General features: G+C 63.4%; 13 protein-coding genes and 1 pseudogene. 8 read left to right on the top strand and 6 right to left on the bottom strand.

Annotated features, from left to right (window positions below):
• Positions 1–108: 108 nt before the first annotated feature.
• Together ACYG97_RS07175 and ACYG97_RS07170 are read left to right on the top strand one after the other, a co-directional pair.
• On the top strand, positions 109–783 hold the full coding sequence (locus ACYG97_RS07175; RefSeq protein WP_023669128.1) for an alpha/beta hydrolase: 675 nt from the start codon (positions 109–111) through the stop codon (positions 781–783).
• 212 nt (positions 784–995) lie between these two features.
• On the top strand, positions 996–1643 hold the full coding sequence (locus ACYG97_RS07170) for an FMN-binding negative transcriptional regulator (RefSeq protein ID WP_023697554.1): 648 nt from the start codon (positions 996–998) through the stop codon (positions 1641–1643).
• Positions 1644–1681: 38 nt separating this feature from the next.
• Here ACYG97_RS07170 and ACYG97_RS07165 read toward each other — a convergent pair whose 3' ends face one another.
• The 4 genes from ACYG97_RS07165 to ACYG97_RS07150 are packed head-to-tail and all read right to left on the bottom strand — an operon-like array spanning position 1682 to position 5370.
• Positions 1682–2578 carry a phosphatase PAP2 family protein gene (locus ACYG97_RS07165; RefSeq protein ID WP_023734517.1) on the bottom strand — a complete coding sequence of 299 codons (897 nt, stop codon included), beginning with the start codon at positions 2576–2578 and terminating at the stop codon, positions 1682–1684.
• Between the two features lie 30 nt (positions 2579–2608).
• Positions 2609–4252: an ArnT family glycosyltransferase gene (locus ACYG97_RS07160; RefSeq protein ID WP_023834182.1), complete on the bottom strand. Its 1644-nt coding sequence runs from the start codon at positions 4250–4252 to the stop codon at positions 2609–2611.
• Positions 4253–4310: 58 nt separating this feature from the next.
• Entirely contained in the window at positions 4311–4643 is a 333-nt protein-coding gene (locus ACYG97_RS07155; RefSeq protein ID WP_023669132.1) for a lipid-A-disaccharide synthase N-terminal domain-containing protein, read from the bottom strand.
• Entirely contained in the window at positions 4636–5370 is a 735-nt protein-coding gene (locus tag ACYG97_RS07150; protein WP_023734516.1) for a glycosyltransferase family 2 protein, read from the bottom strand. The genes ACYG97_RS07155 and ACYG97_RS07150 overlap by 8 nt, the downstream gene beginning before the upstream one ends.
• A 254-nt stretch (positions 5371–5624) precedes the next feature.
• Between ACYG97_RS07150 and tyrS the strand changes: the two genes are divergently transcribed.
• Complete coding sequence (gene tyrS, locus ACYG97_RS07145) at positions 5625–6878, top strand: tyrosine--tRNA ligase (RefSeq protein WP_023694103.1); 1254 nt, start codon at positions 5625–5627, stop codon at positions 6876–6878.
• Positions 6879–6895: 17 nt separating this feature from the next.
• On the opposite strand, the gene ACYG97_RS07140 is transcribed toward tyrS, so the two are convergent.
• Positions 6896–10282, bottom strand: coding sequence for a YhdP family protein (locus ACYG97_RS07140; protein ID WP_023734515.1), 3387 nt, complete (start codon positions 10280–10282; stop codon positions 6896–6898).
• Between the two features lie 184 nt (positions 10283–10466).
• Here ACYG97_RS07140 and ACYG97_RS07135 point away from each other — a divergent pair, with 184 nt between their 5' ends.
• The 3 genes and pseudogenes from ACYG97_RS07135 to ACYG97_RS07125 form a co-directional block, all read left to right on the top strand.
• A complete protein-coding gene (locus ACYG97_RS07135; protein ID WP_023697549.1) occupies positions 10467–10934 on the top strand; it encodes a peroxiredoxin in 468 nt (155 codons plus the stop codon).
• Positions 10935–11098: 164 nt separating this feature from the next.
• Positions 11099–12382, top strand: a complete 1284-nt coding sequence (locus ACYG97_RS07130) for a M23 family metallopeptidase (RefSeq protein ID WP_023734514.1) — start codon at positions 11099–11101, stop codon at positions 12380–12382.
• A gap of 93 nt (positions 12383–12475) precedes the next feature.
• Positions 12476–12733 (top strand): annotated as a pseudogene (locus ACYG97_RS07125) (ABC transporter permease); the annotation flags it as partial.
• Positions 12734–12780: 47 nt separating this feature from the next.
• Here the strand turns inward: ACYG97_RS07125 and ACYG97_RS07120 are convergent.
• Positions 12781–13962 carry a M24 family metallopeptidase gene (locus tag ACYG97_RS07120; RefSeq protein ID WP_023734513.1) on the bottom strand — a complete coding sequence of 394 codons (1182 nt, stop codon included), beginning with the start codon at positions 13960–13962 and terminating at the stop codon, positions 12781–12783.
• Between the two features lie 209 nt (positions 13963–14171).
• Here ACYG97_RS07120 and ACYG97_RS07115 point away from each other — a divergent pair, with 209 nt between their 5' ends.
• Both ACYG97_RS07115 and ACYG97_RS07110 read left to right on the top strand, forming a co-directional pair.
• Complete coding sequence (locus tag ACYG97_RS07115) at positions 14172–15338, top strand: ROK family transcriptional regulator (protein WP_023697545.1); 1167 nt, start codon at positions 14172–14174, stop codon at positions 15336–15338.
• A complete protein-coding gene (locus ACYG97_RS07110; RefSeq protein WP_023697544.1) occupies positions 15335–16099 on the top strand; it encodes an ATP-binding cassette domain-containing protein in 765 nt (254 codons plus the stop codon). Before ACYG97_RS07115 ends, ACYG97_RS07110 begins: the two co-directional genes overlap by 4 nt.
• The last annotated feature ends 7 nt before the right edge of the window (positions 16100–16106 follow it).

The following is a 16106-nucleotide window of genomic DNA, read 5'->3' as shown; positions in this document are numbered from 1 at the left end:
ACTAGCTTCTAAGAAGACGCTTGCCCTGCGTCAAGGCCCGGAAGGGCTGGGGCTAGAGTAAAGAGTTGTTCCGGGCGCCGCGCATTCGTATGCCATTTGGAGTAGTTCATGCCTGAGGTCATTTTCACCGGTCCGGCCGGCCGCCTGGAGGGCCGCTACCAGCCTTCCAAGGAGAAGAGCGCGCCGATTGCCATCGTGTTGCATCCGCATCCGCAATTCGGCGGCACGATGAACAACAAGATCGTCTATGACCTCTTCTACATGTTCCAGAAGCGCGATTTCACCACGCTTCGCTTCAACTTCCGCGGCATCGGCCGCAGCCAGGGCGAATTCGACCACGGCACCGGCGAATTGTCGGATGCCGCCGCAGCGCTCGACTGGGTGCAGTCGCTGCATCCGGATTCCAAGAGCTGCTGGGTGGCCGGTTATTCCTTCGGCTCCTGGATCGGCATGCAGCTTCTGATGCGCCGGCCCGAGATCGAGGGCTTCATCTCGATCGCGCCGCAGCCCAACACCTATGATTTCTCGTTCCTGGCGCCCTGCCCGTCATCGGGTCTGATCATCCATGGCGATGCCGACAAGGTGGCGCCGCCCAAGGATGTGCAGGGCCTGGTCGACAAGCTGCACACGCAAAAGGGCATCACCATCACGCAGAAGACCTTGCCAGGCGCCAACCACTTCTTCGCCAACGACGCCGATCTGCTGCTCGAGGAATGCGCCGACTATCTCGACCGACGGCTGGCCGGCGAATTGTCCGATCCGCGGCCGAAGCGGCTGCGCTAAGAGCAATTCCAGGAAAAGTGTAAACGGGTTTTCCGTCCGGAATTGCGTCAAAACAAAAACTCCCGGTCCGATGCCGTCACAGTCGTGCCCATCATGGGCGCGACAATGCCATTTCGGCTGATCCAAACGGTGAAGCCAGCCTGACATGTGGCGCGGCTCGGCTGAACGGTGCACAATGCCGGTTCAGCCAGCGCAAGAAGGCATGACCGATCATGTACCAGCCTCCCCATTTCCAGGAAACGCGGCCGGACGTCCTGCACGGGCTGATCCGGACGCATCCGCTGGGGTTGCTGATCTCCAACGGCGCCGATGGCCCGGTCGCCAATGCCATTCCCTTCCTGCTTGATGCCGAGGTTGGGCCGAATGGCCGGCTGCGCGCCCATCTGGCCAGGGCCAACCCGCAATGGCGTCAGCTGGCCGACAATCCGACATCGCCGGTGCTGGTCGTCTTCCAGGGCGCCGACGCCTACGTGACGCCGTCCTGGTACGAGACCAAGCGCGAGACCGGCAAGGTCGTGCCGACCTGGAACTACGCCATTGTCCAGGTGCGAGGAACGGTCAGAGTGATCGAGGATTCCGCCTGGATCGCACAGCAGATCACCGAGCTGACGCTGTCACAGGAAGGCGCCCGCGAGGCACCCTGGGCGGTGACCGATGCGCCGCCGACCTTCATCCAGTCGCAGATCAAGGGCATCATCGGGCTTGAGATCGAGATCGCCGAAATCAGCGGCAAGTGGAAAGTCAGCCAGAACCGGCCCGTCGCCGACCGCGTCGGTGTCGCCGAAGGGCTGGAGAAGGAAGCCGCCGGCGCGCCTGACATGGCTCGGCTGGTGCGGAGCTGGGGTGGCATCGACAGCTAGCTGGGGTGGTCTTAGATGGTTCCAAAGGCGTCAGCAATTCAGTTGCTTGCCGGCGCTGCTCCAATGCGGAAATTCGTCTGTCTCGGCGCATCGTTTTGGTTTGGTTTGCGAGCCCGACGGAATAGGCGGAACGTAGTTTTTGCCACCGGCAACCCCGACGCCGTGTAGCGGAAGATACATCCCAGCCGGCCAAGCACCATCGCGCAAACGATGGCAACAGCACAGCCAAGGCCGAAGCCGGCGACAGTGTCGCTCGGATAGTGCGCGCCGATAAAGATCCGGGTCGATGCGACCGACAAGGTTGCAGCCAGCAGCACCCATCTGCGCTGGGGCAACAACAGCAGTGCAATGCCGAAAATGACGCCCATGGTCGTGGCATGGCCGGACGGGAAGCTGGCAAAGCGCGCCTCCAAGGAAAAAGGATGCAGCGACAGATCGCCGAGCTTGTCGAAATTCATCGGCCTGGCTCTGCCCACGCCATATTTCAGCACGTTGACGACCATGGCCGAGAGTGCGATCGAACCCAGCACCATGAAAGCAAAGCAGGTCCAGTTGTAGAAGGTCATCCGCGCGCGCCGGGAAAGGCTGCGCCAATCCGTCAGATTCGCGGCAATCAGCACCAGTACCGACGGGACAAGATACCAGCCGCCTAGGCCGAAGAAGGTAAAAAACTCGGCGATGCGGAAGACATTGGTCGAGCCTAAAGCCCACTGCCTCGCCATGGTGCCCGCAAGATGGTCGAAACGGAGCGACACCGCGACCGTCAGCAAAAGCCAGGCCACGACCCAGACCGACCACAGGATTTTCGGGTAGCGCGCCGGGCGCGTCGCCAGGCGATGCCGTACAATCCCGAAAGTATCGCGGAAATTATCGACAGACTGCCGGAGCATGGCAGGCATAGCGGCACGCGCCGGTGATGGCGACTTCGTCAACATGCGGAGCTCGAAGCGATCATCGAAGAGATATCAGTTCGCCACACGGTACAGGCCGAGCGACAATTTATCACCTGACGAATAGTTGATGCCGTCGATTTCAGCGACGCGGCTGGCCTTCTTGCCTTGCCCTGCCAGCAGGTCATCCAGCCGTTTTTCATCGCCGACCGGCGCCAGGCCCAAAGCGCAGGCCGGATCGCCAAGCAGATGTTGCGCAACCCCATCGACATCGGTCAGTACCGTCTTTGTGCCCACCAGAAATACCAGGCTCGGTTCGTGATATTGCGCGGAGGCGAGCACGCTCATCTCACAGGGACGATCGGCGCGAACCGCAGCCTCGATTTCCCGGCTCATCCAAATCGGTTTCAGTGACGGCACGATGACACCGAACAGCAGGGCGTAGGTTATACCGGCGCAAACCGCAGCCCCGCCGATGCGGACCAGCGGCACCAGCATCTGGCGCGAAACAGCGAGGTAGCCGGCGCCCAATGCTGCCGCGGCGGCCGGAACGCTCCACCATGAAAATGTCTTCATGAGATAGATCGGCGCACCGACGCAAAGCACGGCGAGACCGACTGTCACCAGAACGGTGCCGAATGCGGTCGCCCACCACAGCCATGTCTGCCAGCGCCTGAGCGGCGCATTTGCCTCTTGCGGTGTCAGCGTCAAGAGCCAGCCGATGAGCAGGGCCATGCCGGGATAGGCCGGCAGCACATAATGCGGCAGTTTCGTCGGGATCAATTCGAAGACGAGCCAGAACGGAACGTACCAGGCGATGCAGAAACGCAGGCGCGGATCGTCGCGCAATCGGTTGAGCGCCTGCAGTCCGGCGCCGAGCGCCATAAGGCCGAACGGCCACATGAACAGGCAATAGGTCAGCACGTAGAAGCCCGGCGGAACGCCGTGCGACTCCTCGCCTTGCGCGACCTTGCCGAGCATATCCTTGCCGACGGCCTGCTGCAGGAAGGCGCCGTTGCTCTTCCAGGTGATGAGGGCGAGCCAGGGCAGCACGATCAACAGCACCAGAATCAGCCCACGCCCGGCTTTCAGCCTCGCCAGCCAGCGCCAGTCGCGCTCGAAGGCAACCAGCGTGAGCACCGTCAGCGCCGACAGCAGCGGTGCAATCGGCCCCTTGATGAGGATCGCCGCGCCCTGCGCAGCCCAGAAAATCCACGGCAGATGGCCGGCGACCGGCTCGTTGCGGCGCGATGCCAGATAAATCTGCGCCAGCGCGCCTTGCGCCAGAACGCAGCAGGCAAGCAGCATCGCGTCGGTCTTGGCGTCGCGGCCTTCGAAGGCGGTGGCGAAAATCGCCGCCATGACCAGGCCGGCGGCAAGACCGGCATTGGCGCCGAACAGATTGGCCCCGGTCCAGGCGATTGCGACGACGGCGATGGCGATGCCCAGCGCCGAGATCAGCCGGTAAATCCAGATCGGCGCCTGTGCCCCCTCGCCGCTCAGCGTCACCGCCGCCGATTGCAGCCAGTAGATGCCGATCGGCTTTTGGTAGCGCGACGCATCCTGGAAGCGGATGTCGACATAGTCGCCGGTCTCCGTCATCTGCTTGGTCGCCTGGACGAAGCGCGGCTCGTCGCGGTCGAGCGGCGGCAAAGAGGCCAGTCCCGACGCCGTCATCACCAGGCTGAACAGGAAGAGAAAGATGTAGTTCCTGCTCATTTCGACACCGGACAGACTGGTCAACACCGGACAGACTGGATTTGGCGGGACTGGTGGCTCAGTCGACCTTGGTCATCGCCGCCTTGCGCTCATTGGCGATGAGCCATAAATTTCTGACATAGATCACCATGCCCATGGCCTGGCCGGCGATGAACACCGGATCCTCACGCTGGATGGCGTAGACGAGCAGCAGCCCGCCGCCGAACAGCGAGAAGAACCAGAAAGCGATCGGCACGACGCTGCGCTTGGCCTTTTCCGAAGCGATCCACTGCACCAGGAAGCGCATGGTGAAGAAGAACTGGGCAACGAAGCCGAGCAGAACCCAGGCGTCGAACTGCTTGACGAAAACCTGGTGCAGCCAGGTCGCCAATTCCTGAAACACGTTAGCCATGCGTGATTTCCTCTACCTTTGGCATTCTGCGGCGCCGGCGCCGAAGCCACCAGACGCCGGCGAGATCGAGCGCGCCCTGCAGGCCGCGATCGAAGATGCCGTAATTCGACTTGCCGTGGCGGCGCGAGCGGTCGACGACGTCGCAATGGACGACGCGGTAGCCTTCCTGGATGACCAGGGCCGGAACGAAACGATGCGTGCCGTCGAAGAAGGGCAGTTTGCGCAGGATATCGGTGTGGATCGCCTTCAGGCCGCAGCCGGTGTCGCGGGTGTCGTCATGCAGGATCGCGCCGCGCAGCCAGTTGGCGAAACGCGATGCCAATTGCTTGATCTTGCTGTCGCGGCGCTTCAACCGCTGCCCCTGCGCGGCGCCGAAATCGGGCCCTGCCTGACGCAGCGCATCGACCAGCACGGGGATATATTGCGGGTCGTTCTGGCCGTCGCCGTCGATGGTGGCGATTATCGAGCCGCGCGCCGCCCAGGCGCCCGAGCGCACCGAAAGCGACTGGCCGGCGGATTTTTCGTGCCGAAGCTGCCGAAGCGGAAACGGACGTTTGGCGGCTTCAGCGGCAAGCACCGAAGCGGTGTCGTCAGTCGAACCGTCATTGACAACGATGATTTCGAAGTCGCGCCCGGTCATCGCCGCCTCGATCTCGTCGATCAGCAGCGGCAGGTTCGCCGCCTCGTTGCGGCAGGGAATGACGATGGATATTAATGCGTCCGGCATATCGCGTCGGGCTCTGTCACAAGATATGGCATTCGGTGGATGCCGTGCGGTGCCGTTCCAGCGGATCGAACCCGTTGGCGCGGCGCCTCATTACGCCAGCCGACAGGATGAAGCAAGCATGCGCGGCAGTGCAGAATAGGCTGTCCATGCCGGCGCAAAATCGGAAACCACTTTTGCTTGACGCGCTTGGATGCTAAACGCCCGCGTTCAGGCCATGCCGGGCCGTTCGGACCCGGCGCTTTCAGGAAGAAACAATGCCCGCCTTCAAGTCCGATTTCCTGCGCGTCATGAGCGAGCGCGGCTTCATCCACCAGATTTCGGATGAGACCGGGCTGGATCAACTTTTCGCGAAGGAAACCGTGACCGCCTATGTCGGCTACGACGCCACGGCGACCAGCCTGCACATCGGCAATCTGATATCGGCGACCATGCTCTACTGGATGCAGGAGACCGGCCACCGGCCGATCGCACTGATGGGCGGCGGCACCTCGATGATCGGCGACCCGTCCTTCCGTGACGACCAGCGCAGCCTTTTGACGCCCGAGGCGATCGCCACCAACATCGAGGGCATCAAGCGAATTTTTGGCCGCATCCTGCGCTTCGGCGACACTGGCAACGACGCCATCATGGTCAACAATGCCGACTGGCTGATGAAGCTCAACTATGTCGAGTTCCTGCGCGATGTCGGCCGCCACTTTTCGGTCAACCGGATGCTGACCTTCGACAGCGTCAGGCTGCGGCTCGAGCGCGAACAGTCGCTGTCCTTCCTCGAATTCAACTACATGATCCTGCAAGGCTATGATTTCGTCGAGCTCAGCCGCCGCCACGACTGCCGGCTGCAGATGGGCGGTTCGGACCAGTGGGGCAACATCATCAACGGCGTCGATCTCGGCCACCGCATGGGCACGCCGCAGCTTTATGCGCTGACCACGCCGCTGCTAACGACATCGTCGGGCGCCAAGATGGGCAAATCGGCCAAGGGCGCGGTGTGGCTGAACGGCGACCTCTTCTCGCCCTATGATTTCTGGCAATACTGGCGCAACACCGAGGATGCCGACGTCGAGCGCTTCCTGAAGATCTTCACCCGGCTGCCGCTTTCGGAGATCGCGCGGTTGGCCGCCCTTGGCGGCTCGGAGATCAACGAGGCCAAGAAGGTGCTGGCCACCGAAACCACGGCCATCGTGCACGGCCGCGAGGCGGCGCAACAAGCCGAGGAGACCGCGCGCAAGACCTTCGAGGAAGGCGTGACAGCCGAAACGCTGCCGACCGTGGAAGTGGACGGCGCCGCGCTGGAAGCCGGCATCGGCATCCTGTCGCTGCTGGTCAGCGGGGGCCTTGCCGGGTCCAACGGCGAGGCAAGGCGTCACATACAGGGTGGCGCCGTGCGCCTCAACGACCAGCCGGTGGCGGACGACCGGCGGATGGTGACGCCTCAGGATTTGAGTCCGGAAAACGTCGCAAAGCTTTCAGTGGGCAAGAAAAAGCACGTGCTTGTGCGGCCTGCCTGAGCCGTCTTCTGGGATCCTCAGCGATACTCGAAGATCGACCGGAAAATGCCCGGCGCGATTACCGATAGCGGGTTGATGTCCAGCACCGGCTTGTTGGCGTTGCCCTTAAGCCGGTAGGTGACGCCGATCAGGCCTCGGTCGCGGCCGTTGCCGAGCAGAACGCCGACCAACGGCAACTCGCCGAAGATGCGGTTGAGGCCATAGGCCGGCATGAAGGTTCCGGTCATGTCCATATTGTTGTTCTGGTCGTAGAGCGTGCCTTGGAAGGTGGTGCCGATGCGCGGGCCGCGCAGCACGCCATTCGCCAATTTCAAATAGCCCGACCCCTTGTCGATCTCGGTAAAGCCGCGCTCGAATTTTACCCGCGAGGTGTCGATCTTGCCCTTGACCGCTTCGTTCAGGCTGCGGCTGTCGCCGGTTGGCGTGGTCGATACGATCGACGCAAGCTTCGGTTCATTGACGATGAAGAAGTTGCTCGAATCGACCTGGCCCCGCATCGGGCCGTCGGCTGCGCCGCTGAGCGCCAGCGTGATCGATCCGCCTTCCATATGCTCGTAGATGTTGAGGAAGCGCAATATGGCGCCTGCGTCGGCCGACTTCATGGTGAGCGCGCGAGCACCATTGCCTGCCGTATTGCTGATGGTGATGGCGGCGCCGGAACTTGCCGCGGCGCTGACCTTGAGCCTGTTCACCCTGGAGCCGGCGGCACTGTAGTCGAGCTTCAAATTGGACAGGACCTCGTCATGGAACCCGGTTAGCGAATTGACGTCGGCGCTGACCGAAACCGCGTCCGTGCCGGTGGTTTTGGTGGCGGTATCGACATCGGAGGTGAACTGCTTGATCAGCGAGCGGGCATCGAGCGCGTTGCCGCTGACATCGACGGCAAAGCCCTTGCCCGACCGCTTCACCGTCACGGCGACATCGTCGCCACGGTTCAAGGCGACCTTGCTGAAGCGGGCCGAAGACAGCGCGCCCTTGACCAGGACGACATCGCCTTCGACCGAAAAGCTCTTTCCGTCGAGGTCGAAGTCGGACAGCGTCGTGGTATCGCCGGACTTGCTCATGGTAAAAGTGGCATTGGCGGGAATGCCCGGCCCCTTGCTCCAGCCTGCCCAGGGAATGTCCAGCCTGGCGCTCGTCAGGTCGACGTCGACGTTCTGGCTGCCGCCTTCGCCGCTCTTGTCGATTGCCACCTTGATGGTGCCGGAAATCAGCGGCGACAGGCCAGGCATGGCGATGGCGCGCGTCTTGTCGTCGAGCACAAGCGCCACCTTGCGGCTGCGCGGCGGGCCGCCATCCCTGAGCGGCTCGACCAGATCGAGCTCGGCTGGAATGCCGTTCAGCCGCGCCTTGGCAGAGATCACCGCCTTGTCAGGCCCGACTTCGATCGAACCGTCGGCATCGGTCACCATCTGGCCTTCGAATGGCTTGGCGAGCGACAGGTCCTTGTAGTCGAGCGATACCAGCCAATCGAGCTTCGACGTGTCGACGCCGGATTGCAACGGAATGTCGGCCTTGACGTGGCCGGTCACCGTGCCCGACAGGTCGTCCGGCAAGATGCCGACATGGCGCATGGCGTTGATCGGTTCGTAGGAGGCAAGTTCGGCGATGGCCGGCGCCTCACCGGCGACGTCGATGTCGAGCGCGCCGATCACCGGCGGGTGGTTTGCCGCCTTTACCGACAGTGTGCCATTGCTTGCCGCCACGGTGCGGCCGCTCGGCATATAGACGCTGCCCGAGGACAGCGCGACGTCGACATCGTTGCCGTGGAAGGAAACGACGCCGACGGCATCGCGTATCGGCGGGATGCGGCCGGCGGTGTCGAAACGCGAGCCCTCGACCTGGAAGCGGCCGAACACCTCGTCGGCCGAAAGCGGCACGCCGTTGCCGAGACGTCCTGGCACGACCTGGAACTGCAGGCTGGCATCGACGACGCGGCCGCCAAACAGGTTCTGCAGCACCCACAGCCGCGCGTTCTTGGCGGAGAACCAGGGCCACAATTGCTTGACGTGCGAGACCGCCATGTCGTGGACGTTGAGCGACACCGAGATACCCGGCGGTCCGTTGTCGATGAAGGAAACCGCAGCGGTTCCCAGCACTTCGCTCCCCGATCCCGACCTGATGCCGATCTGGTCGGCGACAAGCTTGCGGCTCTTGATCTGATAGACGCCGGCGATGCGGGCGAAGAAATTCAGCGCCGGCTCGGGCGATTCCGAAGGCGCCAGCGTCGAGCCGTCGCTGGTCAGGTCGTAACGATAGGAAGGCTCCTCGCCGGCCGCGCCGGTCGACGGCTTTGGCCCGATCGAGCCGGCGAAATTGAACGCCGAGCGCCCGGTCTTTAGAACCAGCCTGCCGACATCGATCTTGTTGGAGCCGGAGACAAGGGCGGCGTCGACATCGACATCGGCCGGCAACAGCCCGCGTGTGCCGAGGTCGAGCACCGAGCCGGTTAGCGACAGCGAGCCCGTCAGCCGCGAATCGGTCTCGCCCGAGCCTTCGGATCCGGTGAGCTTCAAAGCAATCGCGCCGGTTCGCCCGCCGGCCGCCGGCGTTGTCTCCGCGACATCCGCCATGTCGATGGCGGCGTTCAAGGCGGTGACGCGCATCGAGCTCGTATCGCGGGTGGCGGTGGCCGTGACGGTGAGCGCGCGGCCATCGACATCCGCCTCGGACGAGAACTCCACGCTGCCGGGGCCCGACTGCAGCACCGTCGCGTTGGCGATCATGACCAGCTTGACCGATCCGGCCTCGGGCAGCTCGAATGCGACATTTTTGAGATCGATGCGGCGCATCGAATCCTCGCGCACGGCATCGAGTGCACGATTGACGTCACTGAAGACGGCGGCGGCCAGTTTTTCCGGATCGATGAGACCGTCTTGATTGCGCAGGCGCGCTGTCCAGTCACCACCCGACGGCATTGCCGCGGTGACGATATGGGCGTCGGAAATCCTGGCGCTGGTCAGCCGAACCTCGCCCGAAAGCAGCGGGATCAGCCGGATGCCGAAGCGGACGCGCCCGGCATCGGCCATCGGCTTGCCGTCGGCCGTCTCGACGCTGACATCCTTGACCTGCAGCGCAATGAAGCTCGATCCGTCAAGTGTCAGGCTGGCAGGACCGACGGCGACTTTGACGTCGAAACCGGCCAGTTTCTCGATCGCCGTTTCGGCTTCCAACCGCAGCCGTTCGTTGCCGATGCCGGTGGCGCCGATGACGTAGACGGCGGCCGCTGCCAGCAGCACAAGGGCTCCAATGCCGGCAAACAGCCGGGCAAGGATGCGAAAGCCGCGGCCGATCCGTGCCTTGCCGAGCGGCGGCACGCGGCAAGCGGACGGGAAAGCCCCCAGGTCGGTGATCTCGTCACGCCTGAACCGGATTTTCTCGTGCTGCGGTTCTTCCTGATCCACGCAATTTTCCGTTGTGCGAATTCGATCGTGGACGAATCCCCGCCCGACACTATAACGACGCAGGCTAGAGCATGATGCCGAAAAGTGTGAGGCGGTTTTCTCGGACAAACGGTTTCCGTTTGTCCAGACATCATGCTCTATCTCTTTGATTTAGGGCCGCGTAACCTCAAACAAGGGCATCGATATGGCTGATCTCGACGTTGGCGACGTTGCGCCGCAATTCGATCTTCCGCGCGACGGCGGCGGCTCACTCAGCCTTGCCTCGATGCGGGGGAAGCCCGTTGTACTTTATTTCTATCCGCAGGACGACACCACAAGTTGTACCAATGAGGCCATCAGCTTTTCGCAGCTGAAGCCGGAGTTCGAAAAGGCCGGCGCCGTGGTGATCGGCCTGTCGCCGGACAGCGTGAAGAAGCACGACAAGTTCAAAACCAAATACGACCTCACCGTCGACCTGGTTGCCGACGAGGAGCGCAAGGTGATCGAGGCCTACAATCTGTGGGTCGAGAAGACGATGTATGGCCGCAACTATATGGGCGTCGAGCGGGCGACGTTCCTGATCGGCAAGGACGGGCGGATCGCCGGGATCTGGCGCAAGGTCCGGGTGAAAGGCCATGCCGAAGCAGTGCTGGAGGCGGTCCGCGCGCTCTGAGGCGCCACCGATCTGGCCAACGCCGCGCAGTGCATTAGGGGCATAAGACATATATGCGGTTGGCTGACACCGTTGGTCACTAGCGCGCCCGCGACGGCAAAACTTTGTTAACCCTAATAATGTGTAATCGGGCTTCGTTGGTGTCGTAACGAAAGCTTGGTCCCGTGAACCTAACCGGTCAGTCAGCGGTCTTCGGCAGGCGCAAGGAGCCGCATACGGTTATCATTGCGCGGGGCAATGAAATACGGCATTTCACCATCCGGCCGTGGCTCGTCGCCTTTCTCGGCTCGGCACTGGCGGCGATCGCCATCGGCTATCTCTTGGCGACCTCCTATCTCGTACTGCGCGACGATCTGATCGGCGCCACCACGGCCCGGCAGGCGCGCATGCAGCAGGCCTATGAAGATCGCATTTCCGCATTGCGCGCGCAGGTCGACCGCATCACCAGCCGCCAGCTTCTCGACCAAAAACTGATGGAAACCAAGGTCAGCGAATTGATCGAGCGGCAGAGCCAGCTCAGCCAGCGCCATGGCCGCCTCGGCCCGATTCTCGAGCGGGCCGAAAACGAAGTCGGGACGCTGCCAACCGCTGATGCCGCAGCGACAACAAAACCCGACGAACATGCCGAACTGACTGGCGGCGAGCCACTCGCCTATTCGGTCGCCAGCCTCGGTTCGGGCGACACCAGGCCATTCTCGCTGTGGTCGACACGCTCCGACCCGCTGCCCAGCGAAACGGCTGCGGACCGCGCCGACAAATTGTTCGTCTCGATCAATGATTCACTGAAGGCTATCGAAAGCCAGCAACTCACCCGCATCGAGACCCTGGCCGACAATGCCTACAAGAACGCCGACGCCATCACCCAGGCGCTCCAGGCGGCCGGCCTGCCGGTCGACAGCGATTTCGGCAAGAACGAAAGCGATGTCGGCGGGCCGCTGATCCCGCTTGACAGCTCGATGATGTTCGACAGCAAGGTCAAGGAACTGGACGAGGCGCTGGATACGCTCGACCAGTTGAAGAAGGAGGCGCGGCGGCTGCCGCTCGCCAACCCGGCGCCGGGCCACTCCGTCACCAGCCCGTTCGGCGTGCGCACCGACCCCATCCTCGGCACCGCTGCCCTGCATTCAGGCATGGATTTCCGCGCGCCGGTCGGCATGGCAGCCAAGGTCACGGCGGCCGGAATCGTTACCAAGGCCGGCTGGAACGGCGGCTATGGCCGCATGGTCGAGGTCGATCACGGCAACGGCTTTGCCACGCGCTACGGCCATCTGAGCGAGATCGACGTTGCCGTCGGCCAAAAACTCGCAGCCGGCGACATCATTGGCAAAACCGGCAGCAGCGGCCGTTCGACCGGCCCGCACCTGCACTACGAAGTCCGCCACAATGGCGAGGCCATCGACCCGCTGCGCTTCCTGACCGTCGGCAAGAAGGTCGAGCAGTATCTGTAGGGTCAAGCCAGGCGGCTGGTTGCACGCCCCCGCCTCCTTCACCCGTTGTACCATCCTGTTGTTTGGCAATCCGACATCGCGTGCTCCGGCGTCACGTTCTGGAGCCTGCGGCTGCCGCGCGCTTTGCCGATGCTGTTCTCATCGCTGAGGATTGCCTCGGCCACCGCCGTGATCGGCGCCATTGTCGGCGAATGGATCGGCTCCGACCAAGGACTTGGCGCGCTGATCGTCCAGGCGTCCTTCAACTACCAGTCGGACCGCCTCTACGCGGCGATCGTGCTGTCATCGGGCCTGTCGATCGTCCTGTTTTGTCTTGTGGTGCTGATCGAGCGCCGGACGATCCAATATTGAGCAGATGCGTCAGGCGGGTCGCGGTGGCGTCCGTCGTGGCTGACCGGTCAGGATTTGACATGGATGTCTCGCGGGAATTTGGTCAGCGTCTCATGGCCGGTCTCGGTCACCAGAATGGTCTCGCTGATCTCGATGCCCCAGCCATCCATCCACATGCCAAGAATGGAGTGCACGACATTGCCGGGTTGCAGCGCGGTCTTGTCGCCGGGCCGCAGGCTGATCGTGTGCTCGCCCCAATCCGGGGGATAGGCGACGCCGATGGAATAGCCGATGCGCGATTCCTTCTTCAGCCCGTAGCGTTGGATAACCTTGCGCCAAGCGGCCTCGACCGCTTCGGCTGTGGTCCCCGGCCTGACCGCGTCGAGCACCGCATCCATGCCTTCGATCACCGCCTTTGCGGTGTCGGCGACACGGGCCGGCGTGTTGCCGAGCTGCATCGTTCGGGCGAGGCCTGCGGCATAGCGGCGGCAGACACCGGCAAGTTCGAGCGCGATCGTCTCGTCCTTGCCGAAGCGCCGATCGCTCCACATGATGTGCGGAGCCGATGCATTCTCGCCACCGAGGATTGTCGGCGGAAGCGCCGTGATGTCGCCGGCGAAGTCCGGACTGCCGGCAATCTGCGCCGCCTGGATCGCGGCAATCGCATCGCATTCGCGCACGCCTGGCGCGATGACTTCGAAGGCCCGCGCGACAGCTGCTTCAGCCAAGGTCGACGCCTTGCGCAGGTAGGCGATTTCCGGCGCGGATTTCACGGCGCGGATCCAGTTCACCAGGAGATCGGCGTCGTGCCATTTCGCATTGGGCAGGCCGGCGACCAGCCGGGCATGCGCCTTCGGCGAGAAATAATAGGCTTCGAGCTCGACGCCGATATGTCTCGCGCCCCAGCCCTTGGCGACGATCCAGGCCGCTATCCAGTCCATCGGATGGCGATCGGCGCGCTGGACATGGTCCTCGGGAAAACCAACCACATTCTCCGGCTTCATCCAGGCCGTCAGCAAGCCGCCTGCCGCATCCATGGCGCGGCCGATCCAGACCGGCTCGGCCTCGTCTTCGATCGGGACCAGCACGACCTGCGGCGTGTAGAACGACCAGCCGTCATAGCCGGTGATGTAATGCTGGTTGGCGACATCGTTGACGACCAGCAGTTCGAGCCCACGCGCCGCCATCTCGGCGCGGATCTTCTGGAGCCGCCGCTGGTACTCATCGCGCGCAAAAGGCAATTCGATCATCGGTTTTCCTGCTGGATTGTTGGCCGGCGAGCCCCGCGCCCGCCTGACGTCATTCACCATTGCGGTGGTTTCAGCCCGGCTGCAATCGGCCAGCGCGACGAATGGGACAGGTCCTGCACCGCGTTCGGAACCGTCACGAATTATTTTTGAATTCCATTTGACTGAATAAATTGCCTGTGCAAGTCTTGGCCTTCCTAAGGGGCGCGGACATGGCACTGCGGGGGACCAATCAGGAGTTCGGGCGGCCTTACAATCGGCGCATCGTGCTGGAGTCCATCCGCCTTCACGGTCCCATCGCTCGCGGCGACATTGCCAGCCGGGTCGGCCTCACCGTCCAGACCGTATCGACCATCGTTCGCGAACTCGAAGAGCATGGCTATGTGCTGTCGCTGCGCGAGGAGCCGCGCGGACGCGGGTTGCCGCCGGCGACGCTCAGGATCAACCCCGAGGGCGGCTATGCCGTGGGCGTCCACCTCACCCCGCTGGGGATCGACGCGGCGCTCATCAATCTCAGCGGCGATGTGATCGAGAGCATGCATCGCGAGGCGCCGCATGCAACGCCCGACCATGCCTTCGAGCTGATCGGCGCGATGGTGCCCGAGCTGACCGCGCTGCGGCCCGGCGGACGCGTGCTCGGCATCGGCATGGCGCTGCCTGGACCGTTCGGCGTGGAGTCGATGAGCTTCGTCGGCCCGACGACCATGGCCGGCTGGAAGGATGTCGCGCTGCCGGAACGGCTGGCCGCGTCGACCGGGCTGCCGGCCTTCTTCGAAACCGACATGGCCGCGGCGGCCATGGGCGAACGGCTTTACGGTCTCGGCTCCGGTTATTCCGAATACTACTACCTCTATTTCGGCGTCGGCCTCGGCGGCGTCATCGTGCATGACGGCGCGGTGATGCGCGGCGCCTGGGGCAATGCCGGCGAAATCGGACACATCCCTGCCGTTCCGGGCGGCGAGCCTTGCCCATGCGGTAACAGCGGCTGCCTCGAACGGTATCTCTCGCTCGAAGCACGTCGCCGCCGCAACATCAGCGACGCCGCCTGGGTGGCCGAGATCGCGCCGATCTTCCGCAACGCCATCGTCACCATCGAGAATGTGTTCGACCCGGAAACCGTCATCCTCGGCGGGCTTGCGCCCACCGACCTGCTCGAAAAGCTGGTCGGCGCGGCGGGACAGCTTCCCAATTCGGTCTCGGCGCGGCGCGACCGCAAGACACCGCGCGTGACGGTGGCGACCGGCGGCAAGCATTCGGTGCTGCGCGGCGCTGCCGCCCTTGCAGTGTCCGGTGTGCTTTCCCCGCGCTTCGGCCAGATGTTCATCGCCGAGCGCGAGCGCCGGTCCGACCTCATGCACAGCAAAGGAGTGGCGGCATGACCGAACCGCTGCTGGTACTCGAAAACGTCACCAAGAATTACGGCGCCATCCATGCGCTGAGAGGCATCAGCTTCTCGATCGGCAAGGGCGAGGTCGTGGCGCTGCTCGGCGACAATGGCGCCGGCAAGTCGACACTGGTCAAGATCATCGCCGGCGGCCTCGAGCCGAGCTCCGGCCGCATGCTGTTCGAGGGCAAGGAGTTCCTGGCGAAATCGCCGGCCGAGGCCAAGGCTGCCGGCATCGAGACCGTCTACCAGGACCTGTCGCTGTGCACCAATGTCGACGTTGTCGCCAATTTCTTCATGGGCCGCGAGATTACCCGCAAGGTTCTCGGTGTCCCCATCCTCGACGAGCGCGCCATGGAGGCCGTGGTCGGCAAGGCGCTGGCAAGTGCCGGCACCCGCATCCCATCGCTACGCACCAATGTCGAGCACCTCTCGGGCGGCCAACGCCAGGCCATCGAGCTCAACCGCTTCGTGCATTGGGGCGGCAAGCTTGTGCTGCTCGACGAGCCGTTCGCGGCACTCGGCGTCGAACAGACGCGGCGCGGTCTCGAGATGATCCGCCAAGTGGCCAACCAGGGCATCGGCGTCGTCATCATCACCCACATCATGCAACAGGCTTTTCAGGTCGCCGACCGGATCGTGGTGATCCGGCAAGGCGTCGTGGCCGGCGATGTCGCGCGCAACAAAACAAGTCCCGATGCGGTGATCAACATGATCACCGGTGAGACGCTTGCCGGTGCCGGACCGGCAGGTTGAGGGACAA

The sequence above is a fragment of the Mesorhizobium sp. W067 genome (assembly GCF_054719525.1).
Note: the sequence above shows the minus strand (reverse complement) of the source record. Positions and strands in the feature narration are given on the sequence as shown.

Bases quoted from the DNA above. Each gene is read 5' to 3' on its own strand.
- ACYG97_RS07175 (WP_023669128.1), top strand. From the start codon at position 109: ATGCCTGAGGTCATTTTCACCGGTCCGGCCGGCCGCCTGGAGGGCCGC.
- ACYG97_RS07170 (WP_023697554.1), top strand. From the start codon at position 996: ATGTACCAGCCTCCCCATTTCCAGGAAACGCGGCCGGACGTCCTGCAC.
- ACYG97_RS07165 (WP_023734517.1), bottom strand. From the start codon at position 2,578: ATGTTGACGAAGTCGCCATCACCGGCGCGTGCCGCTATGCCTGCCATG.
- ACYG97_RS07160 (WP_023834182.1), bottom strand. From the start codon at position 4,252: ATGAGCAGGAACTACATCTTTCTCTTCCTGTTCAGCCTGGTGATGACG.
- ACYG97_RS07155 (WP_023669132.1), bottom strand. From the start codon at position 4,643: ATGGCTAACGTGTTTCAGGAATTGGCGACCTGGCTGCACCAGGTTTTC.
- ACYG97_RS07150 (WP_023734516.1), bottom strand. From the start codon at position 5,370: ATGCCGGACGCATTAATATCCATCGTCATTCCCTGCCGCAACGAGGCG.
- tyrS (WP_023694103.1), top strand. From the start codon at position 5,625: ATGCCCGCCTTCAAGTCCGATTTCCTGCGCGTCATGAGCGAGCGCGGC.
- ACYG97_RS07135 (WP_023697549.1), top strand. From the start codon at position 10,467: ATGGCTGATCTCGACGTTGGCGACGTTGCGCCGCAATTCGATCTTCCG.
- ACYG97_RS07120 (WP_023734513.1), bottom strand. From the start codon at position 13,962: ATGATCGAATTGCCTTTTGCGCGCGATGAGTACCAGCGGCGGCTCCAG.
- ACYG97_RS07115 (WP_023697545.1), top strand. From the start codon at position 14,172: ATGGCACTGCGGGGGACCAATCAGGAGTTCGGGCGGCCTTACAATCGG.
- ACYG97_RS07110 (WP_023697544.1), top strand. From the start codon at position 15,335: ATGACCGAACCGCTGCTGGTACTCGAAAACGTCACCAAGAATTACGGC.